The organism is Streptomyces mesophilus (assembly GCF_011044995.1).
Taxonomy (GTDB): domain Bacteria; phylum Actinomycetota; class Actinomycetes; order Streptomycetales; family Streptomycetaceae; genus Streptomyces; species Streptomyces mesophilus.
The window spans coordinates 1-14,334 of the sequence record NZ_JAAKZW010000030.1 but is presented as its reverse complement, the minus strand read 5'-3'; the positions used below and the strand labels follow the sequence as shown (position 1 = coordinate 14,334).

The window sequence follows — 14,334 nt, the reverse complement described above, 5'->3', positions numbered from 1 at the left end:
GGACGCCGGGGATGAGCACCAAGGACTTCATCGAGAAGGACTACTACAAGGTCCTCGGCGTCCCCAAGGACGCCACCGAGGCCGAGATCAAGAAGGCGTACCGCAAGCTCGCCCGCGAGTTCCACCCGGACGCCAACAAGGGCAACGCCAAGGCGGAGGAGCGCTTCAAGGAGATCTCCGAGGCGAATGACATCCTCGGCGACCCGAAGAAGCGCAAGGAGTACGACGAGGCCCGCGCCCTGTTCGGCAACGGAGGCTTCCGTGCCGGACCCGGCGGGGGCGGCACCGGCTCCTTCAACTTCGACCTGGGCGACCTCTTCGGAGGCGGCGCCCAGGGCCAGGGCGGCAGCGGCACGTTCGGCGGCGGTGGAATCGGGGACGTCTTCGGCGGACTCTTCAACCGCGGCGGCGGCGCGGGCGGTACGCGTACGCAGCCGCGCCGCGGCCAGGACATCGAGTCCGAGGTGACGCTCAGCTTCACCGAGGCGGTGGACGGGGCCACGGTCCCGTTGCGGATGTCCTCGCAGCAGCCCTGCAAGGCCTGTTCGGGCACCGGCGACAAGAACGGCACGCCCCGCGTGTGCCCGACCTGCGTCGGCACCGGTCAGGTCTCGCGCGGCGGCGGTGGCGGTTTCTCGCTCACCGACCCGTGCGTGGACTGCAAGGGCCGGGGCCTCATCGCCCAGGACCCCTGCGAGATCTGCAAGGGTTCGGGCCGCGCCAAGTCCTCGCGCACCATGCAGGTGCGGATCCCCGCGGGCGTATCGGACGGTCAGCGGATCCGGCTGCGCGGCAAGGGAGCACCCGGTGAACGGGGCGGTCCCGCGGGCGACTTGTACGTGGTCGTGCACGTGGACAAGCACCCGGTCTTCGGGCGCAGGGACGACAACCTCACGGTGACCGTCCCGGTGTCCTTCACCGAGGCGACCCTCGGCGGCGAGATCAAGGTTCCGACCCTGGGCGGCCCGCCGGTCAAGCTGAAGCTGCCCCCGGGCACCCCCAACGGCCGCACCATGCGCGCTCGCGGCAAGGGTGCGCTCCGCAAGGACGGCACCCGCGGCGATCTCCTTGTCACCGTGGAAGTCGCCGTACCCGCCGATCTGACCGACACCGCCCGTGAAGCCCTCGAGGCCTACGCGAAGGCGACTGAGGGGCACGATCCCCGGGCAGAACTGTTCCAGGCCGCGAAGGGAGCTTGAGATGGACGGCCGTCGACGCAATCCGTACGAACTGACCGAAGAGACACCGGTGTACGTGATCTCGGTCGCGGCCCAGCTCTCCGGCCTCCACCCGCAGACCCTGAGGCAGTACGACCGCCTCGGCCTCGTCTCCCCGGACCGCACCGCGGGCCGGGGCCGGCGTTACTCGGCCCGCGATATCGATCTGCTCCGCCAGGTGCAGGCGCTGTCGCAGGACGAGGGCATCAACCTGGCCGGCATCAAGCGCATCATCGAGCTGGAGAACCAGGTCGCCGCGCTCCAGGCCCGCGCGGCCGAGCTGTCCGCCGCGCTGGAAGGGGCCGCCGCCACGATGCAGCAACGTGAGGCGGCGGTGCATGCCTCGTACCGCCGCGATCTCGTGCCGTATCAGGAGGTCCAGCAGACCTCGGCGCTGGTGGTCTGGCGGCCGAAGCGGTCGTCGGACTGACCCTGCGGGGCACCTGACGTTCGGGGCAACTCGCTTGTAGGGCCGGGAGGTTGATGCCTCCCGGCCCTTCGCGTTGCCCGCCGCGTGCGGCCGGCCGAATACCGTACGACCCATCGTGCGGGGCAGCCGCAGGAACCTAGAATTCCGGGCGGGGGCCGTGTCCACGGCCGGACGGACGGGGGCTCGGGTGGAGTTTCGGCTGCTGGGCGCGGTGCAGGCGTGGACGGATGCCGGCCCGGTCGAGCTGGGGCCCGCCCGGCAGCAGACGGTGCTCGCCGCACTGCTCGTGGACGCCAACAGCCCTGTGACGGTCGAGCAGTTGGTGGACCGGGTATGGGGCGAGAGGCCGCCTCCGCGCGCCACGCACACCCTGTACAGCTACGTGTCCCGGCTGCGCAGGCTCCTGCCGGAGACCATCAACCGCGGTCCGGGCGGCGGCTACGTACTGACCGCCGACGCTTCGCGGATCGACGTGCACCGGTTCCGGCGGCTTCTGGGGCAGGCCGGGGAAGCCGAGGACGAGGCGCGGGCGGTGGCGCTGTTCCAGGAGGCGCTCGCGCTGTGGCGGGCGGAGCCGTTCGCCGGCGCCGACACCCCGTGGTTCAACGCCGTCCGCGAGACGCTCCGCAAGGAGCGGTGGGCCGCCGAACTGGACTGCACCGACCGGCGGCTGCGCCTGGGGCAGCACGCCGAGCTCCTCTCCGCGCTCGCCGAGCGCAGCACCCTGCACCGCCTGGACGAGCGGCTGGCCGCCCAGTACATGCTCGCCCTGTACCGCTGCGGCCGGCAGGCCGACGCGCTCGCCCACTACCGGAGCGTGCGCGGTGTCCTGGCCGGCGAACTCGGCATCGACCCGGGCCAGGACCTGCGGCGCCTGCACCAGGACATCCTCGACGGGGGCGCGGAGCTGGGCACGCCGGCCGCACGGGCCGCCGTCACCCCGCCGCCGGCTTGGGTGGTGCAGAGCCAACTCCCGCCGGCCCCGCCCGATTTCGCAGGACGCGACGATCTCGTGGACCACTTGGCGGAGCTCCTCGCGTCGCCCGCGGCCGTGCCCGTCGTCGTGTCCGGATCGCCCGGGGTCGGCAAGTCCGCGCTGGCCGTCCACCTCGGCCACCGGCTGCGGCCGGTCTTCCCCGACGGCCAGTGGTACGTACGGCTCCTGGGCACCACCGAACGGCCGCGTGATCCCGCCGAGGTGCTCTCCGGACTGCTGCGCGCCTGCGGCCTCGACGCGGACGCGGTCCCCGAGACCCTCGACGACCGCGCGGCCGCGTTCCGCAGCAGGGTGGCCGACCGCAGGGTCCTGCTGATCCTCGACGACGCGGCCGGTGCCGAACAGGTACGGCCGCTGCTGCCGGGCACGGCCGGGGTCTCCGTGCTGGTGACGAGCCGGCCCGACCTGCGGGGTCTGACCGCCAGCCACGGTGCCCACCCGGTGCCGCTGGCGGTGCTCGAACAGGCCGAGGCGCACGACCTGTTGGCGGGTGTGCTCGGCGAGCAGCGGGTGGCGGCGGAGCCGCAGGCCGCCGCGCGGCTCGCGGAGCTGTGCGCCCGCCTTCCGCTGGCGCTGCGGATCGCCGCCGCCAACCTGGCCGCCAGGCCGGGTACTTCACTGGCCGCGTACGCGCAGGAGCTGACCGAGGGGAGCCGTCGCCTGACGAGGCTCTCCATCGCCGGTGACCGCCAGGCCGCCGTCCGTACCGCCTTCGAGCACTCGCACGCCGCCCTGGCCAAGGGCACGGCGCGACTGTTCGCCCTCCTCGGGCTGCACCCGGGGCCGGACTTCACCGCGGAGGCGGCCGGGGCCCTGGCCGGCGTCCCGGAGTCCGAGGCCGAGCACCTCCTCGACGAACTCGCCACCGCCGGTCTGGTGCAGCGCACCGCCACGGACCGGTTCCAGTTCCACGATCTGCTGCGCCTGTACGCGCAGGAGCTGGCCGAGGCCGACCCGGACCGCGAGACCGCCTGGGAGCGCCTGTGCGCCTGGTACCTCGCGACCGCGGACGCGGCCACCGCCTTCGGCTACGTCGGGTCCGTCCAACTGCCCCGGCCCCGTAGGGAATCCGCGCGCTTCGCCGACCGGCACCAGGCGCTCGCGTGGCTGGAGGGCGAACGCGCCCACCTCGTCGCGGTCATCACCCGCGCCGCCGAGTCAGGCCCGTATCCGACCGCCTGGCAGCTGGCCGACCAGCTGCGGCCGTACTTCTACCGGCGCAGGCACCTGGCCGAGTGGGAGGCGGCGATGACGGCGGGCCTTCGTGCGGCTCAGGGCCAGGGCGAGGTACTGGCCCAGGCGGCCATGCACCACGGCTTCTTCCTGATGCGCCAGCACGCCGGGCGCGTCCAGGACGCCCTGGTATCCGTCCATCTCGCGCTGGACGGATACCGGAGCGCGGGATTCACCATCGGCGTGGGCACCATCCTGACCAACCTCGCGCTCCACTACGGACAGCGCGGCCAGATGCGCCATGCACTCGGGTGGCAGGAGCAGTCCATTGCCATCGCCCGCTCGCACGGCGGGGCCATTTCGCTGGGGCGCGGGCTCAACACGGCGGGCCTCATCCATGCGTATCTCGGTGAGTTCGACAGGGCGGTGGAGCTGACGACCGAGGCGATCGAGGCGTGTCTCGAGGGCGGGCACGAGTCCCTGACGATCAGCCCGCGGATCAACCGTGCCCTCGCCCTGCACGCGCTCGGCCGGTACGAGGAGGCGCTGGCCGACGGCACCGAGGCGCTCCGGCTGTGCGAGGACCATCAGCAGCGGCCGAGTGTGGCCGGTGCCCACGAGGTCCTCGCCCGGATCCACCGCGACTGCGGGCGGACCGATCTCGCCGGCACCCACGCCGAACTGGCCCTGCAGCGGGCCCGGGAGACAGCCGACGCGGCCAACGAGGCCGACTGCCTGATCACCCTCGCCGACCTGCACCGGCTCAACGGCCGCCTCGACACGGCGACATCGGACCTGCGCGAAGCCCTGCACATCACCCGCCGCTGCGACTTCCGCCACCAGCAGGCCGAGGCCCACATCGGCCTCGCCCACGTCCACCGGGACCTCGGCGACGCGCCCCTCGCCACGGACCACGCCGAGCTCGCGCTCGCCATCGCCCGGGAACTCGAACTGCTCCCGACCGAGCGGCGGGCCCTGGCGGTGCTCGGGGCGGTGGGGTGGGTGGCCGGCGACGTTCAGGAGCGCGCGCGGAGATAGCCCGAGTGCGCCACCTGGCCGAGGAACGTGAACCGGGTCTCCCCGGCCATGTGCTTCTCGAACGCTTCCTTGATCCCGGCCCACTTGGGGTGCCCGAAGTCGTCGAGTACGACGATGCCGCCGGGCGCGATGATCCGCTCGGCCCACTCCAGGTCGGCGGCGACCCCCTCGGCGGAGTGGTCGCCGTCCACGATGATCAGGCCGTACGCGCGGTCGGAGACCTTGGCGCGCACCTCGGGGTCCTCGGAGAACCCCTGCTGTATACGGGCGGTGGCGCCGACGAGCTGCAGGTTGGCGCGTACGGCGTCCCCGTTCACGGGCGCACCGGAAGCGTCGCCGCCCATGGTGGCGCCGGGCTGCAGCTGCGTCCCCGCCAGCGGATCGACGATCGTCAACTCCGGGGTGCGGCCGGTGCGTTGCATCATCCTGCTGAGCCCGGCGCTGAACATGCCGTACAGCGTCCCGATCTCCAGAAACTCGTCGTTGGGCGGATCGAGCAGCGGCACGGCCGAAAGCTTCCCCACGATATTCATCGTGCCGCCCGCGATCCGCCCGACACCGAGCGCCTCGAGCGCGATCAGCAGCCGGAACGCCTGCGCCACGGTCCGCTCGGCGGCCTCGCGTTCGGCCCCGGTCACCTCGGCCAACTCGCCGATGGTCCGGTTGAGATGCGGCGCGGAGGGCAGCCGGGAAGCCCCGCGTCCGGTGCCGTCGAAGAACAGCTCGAGCGGCCGCTGCCGGTTCCGCAACTGCTTCAGCTCCTGCTGCGTCACCTCACCCCGCCCGGACTCCTCGATGACCCGCCGCACCTGGCGCTCCACGCGCTGGTCGATGAGCTGAACGATGGGCCGCAGGGCCCGCCTGCCGGCTTTGCTGGTGATGAGCGCTCGCATGCTCGGAAACGTAGGGCTGCGCCCTCTGTCCCACAACCAATGCGATATCCCGTACGGGCAAACCACGCATGGCAGTTGAGCGACGGAAGGGGGCGGTCCTTTTGTAGGAGGCACCCGTGATGTTCCGGTTCTCGTGGACGGAGAGGCCCCCGTTGGGCTTGTCTGCTCTTTGTGAGGGAGGCGGGGGGATGGGTCGGGCGGCGTCAGTTCTACGTCGACCCCCGGGATAATGGGCGCGGAGCACTGGACTTGGGGGTAGGGCGGTGGCCGAAGGCGATACGCATCGGCATGACGTACATGACGTAGAGGAATTGTGCGACGCCGGAGAGAAGGCCTATCAGGCGGCGCTGCAAGCAGGGCGGATCTCGCGGTCCAAGGTGACGGATGCGCGCTGCCTGGTCGAGTTGGGCCTCTTGCACCCGGATCCGTCGGACATGGAGTGGCTGCTGCCCACGAGTCCCGGTGTGGTAGTCGCTCGTTTGCTGCGGGAATTCGAGTCGGAGCTGGGGGAGATACGACGACGGTCGGGTGCACTGGCCGGAGTGGCTGAGCGATTTGCCGTACCCAGGGCCGTGAACGCTTCTGAGAGTGCGGCACTCAGAGTGCTCGAAGGCATGCCGCGCATCAACCTCGCCATCGACGAGGCGACAGCCGCCTGTGCCGCGGAGCTGCGCGCCATGCAGCCGTCCGGCATCCGTTCGGAGCGGGAGCTGAGCGGGGCGCTGCCGCGCGCGCTGGACCTGCAGGAGCGAGGGGTGCGCACCCGCAGCCTGTACACCCATGTCGCCCGGCACGGGCAGGGATTGCAGACCTACCTGGAGCAACTCGAAGGGTCGGTGGAGGTCCGCACTCTCGACGAGGTGGGTGAACGTCTGCTGATCTTCGATCGAGCCGTGGCGTTCATTCCGGCCAGTCCGGACCGCTCGGTTGCCCTGGAGGTGAGGCATCCTGCCCTGATCGACTATCTGGTCGGAGTGTTCGACAGGTTCTGGCACCGGGCCGTTCCGCTCACCGAGCACGTGCCTTCCACCAGTGTCGTCGAGGGCGTCAGTCATCGCGAACACGCCATCGCGGCCCTCCTCGCCGAGGGGAACACCGATGCGGTCATCGCCGAGCGGCTCGGCATCAACGTCCGCACGTGCAGGCACCACATCGGCCGGCTCTCCGAGACGCTGGGCTGTACGACCCGCACCCAACTCGGCGTCCGCATCGCCCAGACCGGCCTGCACGTGCCGCCGGTCTAAGCGTCCTGTTCCAGGATTCCCGACTTCGCGATCAGATAGCCGAGTTGAGCCCGGCTGCCGCTGCCGAGGGAGGCGGCGAGCTTGGCGATGTGGGACCGGCAGGTGCGGACGTTCATGCCGAGCCGGCGGGCTATGGCCTCGTCCACGTGGCCCTCCACGAGAAGCTTGGCTATCGAGCGCTGCACGCCCGTGATGCCGTGGTGTTCGGCCTGGTAGTGGACTTCCTCCGCCCAGTCGGTGCCGAGCAGCCAGAACTGCTCGAACACTCCGACCAGATAGCTGACCAGCCCTTCATGGCGCAGCTCGAGGGCCACCCGGCGGTCGCTCCGGGCGGGTACGAAGGCCACCTTGCGGTCCACCAGGATCAACCGGTCGACGATCTCCTCGAGCGTGCGCACCTCGAGTCCGTGCGGCCCCACGCGCTCGACGTATCCGATGGTGGCCGAATGATGTCGGGCGGTGTGCTGGTACAGCGTTCGCATGCGTACCTTGCGCTCGATCAGCGGCGCGACCCGGCGCAGCCCTTCCTCCAGAACCTCGGGAGTACGTCCGCTTCCGGGCTGTATGGCGAGCAGTTCCTCGGTGCACTCGTCCATCGCACGGTCGAGCGCGGCGTTGATGGCCGTGAACCCGTCGAGCACCGTGATCGAGTGATCTGCCGTCGGTGCCGGCGTGGTGATCGTCATAAATGGCTCGAACGCGTCGGCGAGGGAGCTGGCTTGCTCTCTACGCTTGTGGATCTCCCGTTCCAGCGGGTGAATCAGCTGGTTCAGTGCGACCGACGGGGGAACCGGCCAGAGCCATTCAGTGTCCTCGGAATCGGGGCGCAACAGCGCCAGACGAAGCAGGCATGGCACATGTTGCACAGCAGATCGCCTGATGCGCCCCGCACGCAGTGCCTGGGCGTACAGGTCTTTGCCATTGGTGCACAGATCGGCACCGGTGCACGGCTCTTCTTCGCTCCCATGCCTTCCTGAATCGTCCCGCTTTAGCGTCATTTCCACCCCCCTCAGGGTCCTGAATTACAGGAACATGATGCCTGTATCTGCTGGTGGAAGGGTTCTGTCTGAGCCATCGTCTTAAACGCAGGAGTCAAGGAGTTTGATCAAACGAGGTGGAGAAACGGCCATGACCAGGATGGTTCGTGCACTCAGCGCTCTGGCCATCGCGGCGGCAGCCGCCCTCGGTGTGCTTGTCGCCAATGGTGAGCCGACGTGGGGCAGCGCTCCCGCGGGCAACGCCGCCGTCGGCGAACCGACGTGGGGCAGCGCGCCTGCAGGCAGTGTGCTCGCGGGTGAGCCGACGTGGGGCTCCGCCTCCCCGAGCGGGCGCGCGTGACAACCCCGCCCGACGACAGAACCTTCCGACGCGAAATGGCCACCGCCTACCGCTCGGGCTGGCACTTCATCGATCTCGTCACGGCCATCCCCCGCCCTGGCGACTCGCTGATGGTCACCCTGTTCGGCGAACCCGTGGTGGTCGTGCGCGACGACGAGGACGACGACGTCCGGGCCTACCGGTGCTTGCGCCGGCCCCGTGGCGCGCCGCAGCCCGTGCGGTGTGCGGTGCGCTACGGAATGATCTTCGTCAATCTCGATCAGCGCGACCACCAACTGGTCGAACCCGAACCAATTTCCGCCACCCCCCGCAGTGCCTGACGCGATCCCCCGTCGTCAAACATCGCTCAGGCGCTTCCCCCCGCAGCGGCGTCACCGTGGACCTGAACACGGTGGCGCCGCTGTGTTTTTGCCTCGCGTGCAGCGGTGTTGCCGCCTCGCGTCCGCGGCCGGCTTCAGTCCCGCCGTACGGCCATGACCGTCGACGCGTACGCAGTGGTCAGGATCTCGGTTGTGGTGAGTGCCGGGTGGGTCAGGTAGAAGAGGCGCAGCTCGTCCGTCTCGCCCTCGAAGTGCGGCGGCCAGTCCGTGGAGGGCGTGAAGTCGTCGAGGATCAGGATGCCGCCCGGGGCCAGCAGGTCGACGACGAGGTCGGGGTCGTCCCGTTTGCCGCCGCCGTCGCAGAAGAAGACGTCGAACGGCGCGTGCGGGCCGAGCAGGCGCCAGTCACCGGCGAGGACCGTCACGTTCGGGTCGTCCGCGAAGGCGTCGGACGCGTGGACGGCCAGGGCCATGTCGTGCTCCACCGTGACCAGCCGCGCCTGCGCGCCAAGACCGCTGTGCAGCCACGCCGTCCCCACGCCCGCGCCCGTGCCGCTCTCGGCGACGACCCCCTGCGGCTTCGCCGCGGCGGCCGAGGCGAGCAGGCGGCCGACCTCGCGTGTGCAGCTCATCGCGAAGCCGGACGCCGCCGCGAAACGCTCGGCCGCCGCCACCCGCTCCGGGACGGGGCGCCGCGTCGTCGGCGGCCCCGGGCGAGCCCCCACCGTCAGGCCCGCCCCATCGCCCGTGACAGGGACACCTCGATGAGGACCCGGTCCGGGTTCGGTGCCGGGGTCCGGGTGTAGCGCTCCGCGTAGCGCTGGACCGCGTCCGCTATCCGCTCCGCGTCGGTGCGGATGTACGCGATGCCCTCCAGCGTGGCCCAGCGGCCGCCGTCCACCTGGCACAGCGCCACCCGCGCCCCGGCCGGGCCCGCCGCGAGGATGTTGCCGACCTTGGCGCTGGACTTGTTGGTGATCACACGGGCCACCCCGGCGTCCGGGTCGTACGTCACGCCGACCGGCACCACGTGCGGGGTGCCGTCGGGGCGGAGCGTCGTCAGGGTGCACATGTGCCGCTCGCGCCAGAAGCTGAGATAGGCGGCGTCGGGGTTCCGCGGATCGATGGCCATGAATCGGGAACTTAAGGCATGGGCATGACCCACCGGCCTCCGGGTGCCCCGTCACGGGCCCCAGCGGGCCTCACCCGGGCCCCACCCGGCCTTCCGCCCTCACCTTGAGCGGAATAGACTCAACTTTGTGTACGTTGGATGAGTCAGAGTCCGACCCCGGAGACAGAGACCAGACGCACCAGGAGGAACCCCACACGTGGATGCCGAGCTGACCAACAGGAGCCGGGACGCGATCAATGCGGCCACCAGCCGCGCCGTGTCCGCCGGGCACCCCGATCTGACCCCTGCGCACTTGCTGCTCGCACTCCTCGAGGGTCAGGACAACGAGAACATCACCGACCTGCTCGCGGCCGTCGACGCCGACCAGGTCGCCGTACGGAACGGGGCCGAGCGCGTGCTGAGCGCCCTGCCCAGCGTGACCGGTTCGACGGTCTCGCCGCCGCAGCCCGACCGCGACATGCTCGCCGTGGTCGCGGAGGCCGCGAAGCAGGCCAAGGAGCTGGACGACGAGTACCTGTCGACCGAGCACCTGCTGATCGGGATCGCCGACAAGGGCGGTCAGACCGGGGCCGTACTGTCCAAGGAGGGCGCCACTGCCAAGCGCCTGCTCGACGCTTTTCAGAAGACGAGGGGTGCGCGCCGCGTGACCACAGCTGATCCCGAAGGCTCGTACAAGGCACTGGAGAAGTTCGGGACCGACTTCACCGCCGCCGCGCGCGAGGGCAAGCTCGACCCGGTCATCGGCCGGGACCAGGAGATCCGCCGCGTGGTGCAGGTCCTGAGCCGCCGTACCAAGAACAACCCCGTGCTCATCGGCGAGCCCGGCGTCGGCAAGACCGCCGTCGTCGAGGGCCTCGCCCAGCGCATCGTGAAGGGCGACGTCCCCGAGAGCCTGCGCGACAAGCGGCTCGTCTCGCTCGACCTGAGTGCGATGGTGGCGGGCGCCAAGTACCGCGGTGAGTTCGAGGAGCGGCTGAAGACCGTCCTCTCCGAGATCAAGGAGAGCGACGGCCAGGTCATCACGTTCATCGACGAGTTGCACACCGTCGTGGGCGCGGGCGCCGGCGGCGACTCCGCGATGGACGCGGGCAACATGCTCAAGCCGATGCTCGCCCGCGGCGAGCTGCGCATGGTCGGTGCCACGACCCTCGACGAGTACCGCGAGCGCATCGAGAAGGACCCCGCCCTGGAGCGCCGTTTCCAGCAGGTCCTGGTCGCCGAGCCGTCCGTCGAGGACACCATCGCGATCCTGCGCGGACTCAAGGGGCGTTACGAGGCCCATCACAAGGTCGTCATCGCGGACGCCTCGCTGGTGGCCGCGGCCGCCCTCTCCGACCGCTACATCACCTCGCGCTTCCTGCCCGACAAGGCCATCGACCTCGTCGACGAGGCCGCGTCCCGGCTCCGTATGGAGATCGACTCCTCGCCCGTCGAGATCGACGAACTCCAGCGCGCTGTCGACCGGTTCAGGATGGAGGAGCTGGCGCTCGACAAGGAGACGGACCCCGCCTCCCGGCAGCGCCTCGAAAAGCTGCGCCGCGACCTCGCCGACAAGGAGGAGGAGCTGCGGGGCCTGACCGCGCGCTGGGAGAAGGAGAAGACCTCCCTCAACCGCGTCGGTGAGCTCAAGGAGAAGCTGGACGCCCTGCGCGGCCAGGCCGAACGCGCCCAGCGCGACGGCGACTTCGACACCGCGAGCAAGCTCCTGTACGGCGAGATCCCCGCCCTGGAGCGGGAGTTGGCCGAGGCCTCCGAGGCCGAGCAGGAGGTCACCAAGGACACCATGGTCAAGGAGGAGGTCGGCCCCGACGACATCGCGGACGTGGTCGGCTCCTGGACCGGCATCCCGGCCGGGCGCCTCCTCGAAGGCGAGACGCAGAAGCTCCTGCGCATGGAACAGGAGCTGGGCAAGCGGCTGATCGGCCAGAGCGAGGCCGTCCAGGCGGTCTCCGACGCCGTACGCCGCACCCGCGCCGGAATCGCCGACCCCGACCGCCCCACCGGATCGTTCCTGTTCCTCGGCCCGACCGGTGTCGGCAAGACCGAGCTGGCGAAGGCGCTGGCGGACTTCCTCTTCGACGACGAGCGGGCGATGGTCCGTATCGACATGTCGGAGTACGGGGAGAAGCACAGCGTCGCCCGGCTCGTGGGTGCGCCTCCCGGCTACGTCGGATACGAGGAGGGCGGACAGCTGACGGAAGCGGTACGCCGGCGTCCGTACTCCGTCGTGCTGCTCGACGAAGTCGAGAAGGCGCATCCGGAGGTCTTCGACGTCCTGCTCCAGGTGCTCGACGACGGGCGCCTGACCGACGGGCAGGGCCGCACGGTCGACTTCCGCAACACGATCCTGGTGCTCACCTCGAACCTCGGCAGCCAGTACCTGGTCGAGCCGACGACGAGCGAGGAAGAGAAGAAGCAGCAGGTCCTCGAGGTCGTACGGTCCTCCTTCAAGCCGGAGTTCCTGAACCGGCTCGACGATCTCGTCGTCTTCTCGGCCCTGACCAAGGACGAGCTCGCGCATATCGCCGAACTGCAGATCGGCCGCCTGGCCAAGCGCCTGGCCGAGCGGCAGCTCACGCTCGACGTCACGCCCGCCGCGCTCGCGTGGCTGGCCGAAGAGGGCAACGACCCGGCGTACGGCGCGCGTCCGCTGCGCCGCCTCATCCAGACCGCGATCGGCGACCGCCTCGCGAAGGAGATCCTCGCGGGCGAGGTCAAGGACGGGGACACGGTGCGGGTGGACCTCGCGGGTGACGGGCTGCTTGTGGGGCCGGCGCAGTAAGCGCCTTACGGACAGTGGTGGCCGGTCCGGGCAGCGCGCCCGGGGCGGCCACCACCGTCACGACGTCCAGGCCCTGAACCGTACGAGCGAGGTCTTGCCGTCCTCGTGGACCACCTCGATCGTGAGCGCCACCGGCTGCACCACGTCGTCCGGCGTGGGCGAGGCGTACCCCTCGGCGGGCACACCGTCCGCTGTGACGAACTCGACGTGCACGCAGCGGTCGGCATCGGTGCAGGACGGTCCGGGCTCCGCGGCGGGCCAGGAATCCCGTATCCACGCGTCGACCTCCGCGCGTTCCATCCGGAAGGTGCCCGACGCGAGGTCGTCCATCCAGTCCGCGTACTCGCAGTCCTGATCGCGCGCTTTGTCCGGCAGTCGGCCATGCGCCCAGGTCAGCGCCTTGCCGCAGCTGATCTTCGACGTGGTACGGAACGGATCTTCCTGCGCCTTGTCCACCTCCCGCGCGGCCTCCGCGAGAAACCACACGAAAAAACCCGCCACGCACAGAGCGAAAACCCCGCACGCCCCCCAGATCACCCACCCGGCACGACGCATCGCCACCCCCATACGGCCAGATCATGTCAGCCCGCAGCGGAACCCCCGGACCCGCCCGGGGCGGGCCTTTACAAGCCCCGCCCGGCATGGGAGAGGATGGGCCAATCCGTACGAAGGGAAATACACGGTGAGCATCGACCCGTCCTCGATTCCGAACTTCGGGGGCCAGCCCGAGCCGCAGCAGGGCCAAGGACCGGCGGGCGCCGTCGTCCCGGACCAGGACCTCGTCAAGCAGCTTCTGGACCAGATGGAGCTCAAGCACGGCGTGGACGAAGAGGGTGACCTCGTCGCGCCGTGGGAGGAGTTCCGTACGTACTTCATGTTCCGCGGCGAAGGCGACCAGGCCGTCTTCTCCGTGCGTACGTTCTACGACCGTCCGCACCCCATCGAGTCCAAGACCCAGATCCTCGACGCGATCGACGACTGGAACCGCCGCACCCTGTGGCCCAAGGTCTACAGCCACACCCACGAGGACGAGGACGGCACCGCCACCCTCCGCCTCATCGGTGAGGCCCAGACCCTGATCGGCACCGGTGTGCTCCTCGAGCACTTCGTGTCGTCCACGGTCAGCTGGGTGCGCGCCGCGATCGAGTTCGACCGCTGGCTGGTCGAGCACCTCGGCCTGGTCGAGGAAGTCGACTCGGCGGAGAAGCCCGAAGACGAGTAGCTGCCCGCGGCGAGCAGTCGGCTAGAGCGGCATCCGGGCCACGGCCACGAGATACGCCCCATAGCCGAGGGAGAGCCCGGCCAGGGCCGCGACCACCACGGTCGCGTGCCAGGGCCGGGCTTTCGCCGTACGGGCCAGGGCGCGCGCGAGCGGGATCAGGAGCGGGAACGCGGGCAGCAGGAAACGGGCCTTGGACTCGAAGAAGCCCGAGCCGCCGAGCACGATCAGGAGCAGCACGCCGCTGTAGACGATCAGAGCGAGCGGCGCCCGGTCCGCGACGAGCAGCGCGAAGAGCAGTACGGCGGCGGCCGCGATCACCAGCGCCATCGGGAACACGAAGCGTTCCCCGTCGACCAGCATGTGCCGCGTGAAGCGCAGGGACGCGAGCCCGAGGTCGAAGCGCGAACCCCAGCCGTCCTGCACCCCGAAGTACCCGCCGAGCAGGTCGCCCTCGCGCCACCCGACCCAGAGCACGTACGCGCACCAGCCGGTGGGCGCGAGCAGGGCGCCGAGCCAGACGCGCGGATGTCCCCGCCCCCGTCCTCGCC

General features: G+C 70.4%; 13 protein-coding genes and 1 pseudogene. 8 read left to right on the top strand and 6 right to left on the bottom strand.

Features of this window, described 5'->3' with window-relative positions:
• The first annotated feature begins 11 nt into the window (after positions 1–11).
• From dnaJ to G6045_RS11165, 3 genes are all read left to right on the top strand, one after another.
• On the top strand, positions 12–1,199 hold the full coding sequence (dnaJ, locus tag G6045_RS11175) for a molecular chaperone DnaJ (RefSeq protein WP_165331723.1): 1,188 nt from the start codon (positions 12–14) through the stop codon (positions 1,197–1,199).
• Position 1,200: 1 nt separating this feature from the next.
• Positions 1,201–1,647, top strand: coding sequence for a heat shock protein transcriptional repressor HspR (locus G6045_RS11170; protein WP_165331722.1), 447 nt, complete (start codon positions 1,201–1,203; stop codon positions 1,645–1,647).
• 187 nt (positions 1,648–1,834) lie between these two features.
• Complete coding sequence (locus G6045_RS11165; RefSeq protein WP_165331721.1) at positions 1,835–4,855, top strand: AfsR/SARP family transcriptional regulator; 3,021 nt, start codon at positions 1,835–1,837, stop codon at positions 4,853–4,855.
• Here G6045_RS11165 and G6045_RS11160 read toward each other — a convergent pair.
• On the bottom strand, positions 4,834–5,748 hold the full coding sequence (locus G6045_RS11160; RefSeq protein WP_165331720.1) for a class I SAM-dependent methyltransferase: 915 nt from the start codon (positions 5,746–5,748) through the stop codon (positions 4,834–4,836). The genes G6045_RS11165 and G6045_RS11160 overlap by 22 nt on opposite strands.
• A 263-nt stretch (positions 5,749–6,011) precedes the next feature.
• Here G6045_RS11160 and G6045_RS11155 point away from each other — a divergent pair, with 263 nt between their 5' ends.
• Entirely contained in the window at positions 6,012–6,992 is a 981-nt protein-coding gene (locus tag G6045_RS11155) for a helix-turn-helix transcriptional regulator (RefSeq protein ID WP_165331719.1), read from the top strand.
• On the opposite strand, the gene G6045_RS11150 is transcribed toward G6045_RS11155, so the two are convergent.
• Positions 6,989–7,990 carry a helix-turn-helix transcriptional regulator gene (locus G6045_RS11150; RefSeq protein WP_235967796.1) on the bottom strand — a complete coding sequence of 334 codons (1,002 nt, stop codon included), beginning with the start codon at positions 7,988–7,990 and terminating at the stop codon, positions 6,989–6,991. The two genes, G6045_RS11155 and G6045_RS11150, sit on opposite strands and share 4 nt — an antisense overlap.
• 130 nt (positions 7,991–8,120) lie before the next feature.
• Here G6045_RS11150 and G6045_RS11145 point away from each other — a divergent pair, with 130 nt between their 5' ends.
• Complete coding sequence (locus tag G6045_RS11145; protein WP_165331718.1) at positions 8,121–8,330, top strand: hypothetical protein; 210 nt, start codon at positions 8,121–8,123, stop codon at positions 8,328–8,330.
• Positions 8,327–8,650 (top strand): (2Fe-2S)-binding protein, encoded by a 324-nt coding sequence (locus G6045_RS11140; RefSeq protein WP_165331752.1) that lies wholly within the window; start codon positions 8,327–8,329, stop codon positions 8,648–8,650. Before G6045_RS11145 ends, G6045_RS11140 begins: the two co-directional genes overlap by 4 nt.
• 134 nt (positions 8,651–8,784) lie before the next feature.
• Here G6045_RS11140 and G6045_RS11135 read toward each other — a convergent pair whose 3' ends face one another.
• Together G6045_RS11135 and G6045_RS11130 are read right to left on the bottom strand one after the other, a co-directional pair.
• On the bottom strand, positions 8,785–9,282 hold the full coding sequence (locus G6045_RS11135; RefSeq protein ID WP_165331751.1) for an O-methyltransferase: 498 nt from the start codon (positions 9,280–9,282) through the stop codon (positions 8,785–8,787).
• A gap of 95 nt (positions 9,283–9,377) precedes the next feature.
• Positions 9,378–9,782 (bottom strand): pyridoxamine 5'-phosphate oxidase family protein, encoded by a 405-nt coding sequence (locus G6045_RS11130; RefSeq protein WP_165331717.1) that lies wholly within the window; start codon positions 9,780–9,782, stop codon positions 9,378–9,380.
• 196 nt (positions 9,783–9,978) lie between these two features.
• On the opposite strand from G6045_RS11130, the gene clpB reads away from it, so the two are divergent.
• Positions 9,979–12,564 carry an ATP-dependent chaperone ClpB gene (clpB, locus tag G6045_RS11125; protein WP_165331716.1) on the top strand — a complete coding sequence of 862 codons (2,586 nt, stop codon included), beginning with the start codon at positions 9,979–9,981 and terminating at the stop codon, positions 12,562–12,564.
• Positions 12,565–12,621: 57 nt separating this feature from the next.
• Here the strand turns inward: clpB and G6045_RS11120 are convergent, their stop codons facing one another.
• Complete coding sequence (locus G6045_RS11120) at positions 12,622–13,065, bottom strand: hypothetical protein (RefSeq protein WP_165331715.1); 444 nt, start codon at positions 13,063–13,065, stop codon at positions 12,622–12,624.
• Between the two features lie 181 nt (positions 13,066–13,246).
• On the opposite strand from G6045_RS11120, the gene G6045_RS11115 reads away from it, so the two are divergent.
• Positions 13,247–13,786: a type III secretion system chaperone family protein gene (locus tag G6045_RS11115; RefSeq protein WP_165331714.1), complete on the top strand. Its 540-nt coding sequence runs from the start codon at positions 13,247–13,249 to the stop codon at positions 13,784–13,786.
• Between the two features lie 21 nt (positions 13,787–13,807).
• Here the strand turns inward: G6045_RS11115 and G6045_RS11110 are convergent.
• Positions 13,808–14,334, bottom strand: a pseudogene (locus G6045_RS11110) (hypothetical protein); the annotation flags it as partial.

Excerpts from the sequence above, each read along its gene's own strand:
- G6045_RS11145 (WP_165331718.1), top strand. The coding sequence starts at position 8,121 with ATGACCAGGATGGTTCGTGCACTCAGCGCTCTGGCCATCGCGGCGGCA.
- G6045_RS11135 (WP_165331751.1), bottom strand. The coding sequence starts at position 9,282 with ATGAGCTGCACACGCGAGGTCGGCCGCCTGCTCGCCTCGGCCGCCGCG.
- G6045_RS11170 (WP_165331722.1), top strand. The coding sequence starts at position 1,201 with ATGGACGGCCGTCGACGCAATCCGTACGAACTGACCGAAGAGACACCG.
- G6045_RS11160 (WP_165331720.1), bottom strand. The coding sequence starts at position 5,748 with ATGCGAGCGCTCATCACCAGCAAAGCCGGCAGGCGGGCCCTGCGGCCC.
- G6045_RS11130 (WP_165331717.1), bottom strand. The coding sequence starts at position 9,782 with ATGGCCATCGATCCGCGGAACCCCGACGCCGCCTATCTCAGCTTCTGG.
- G6045_RS11150 (WP_235967796.1), bottom strand. The coding sequence starts at position 7,990 with ATGACGCTAAAGCGGGACGATTCAGGAAGGCATGGGAGCGAAGAAGAG.
- dnaJ (WP_165331723.1), top strand. The coding sequence starts at position 12 with ATGAGCACCAAGGACTTCATCGAGAAGGACTACTACAAGGTCCTCGGC.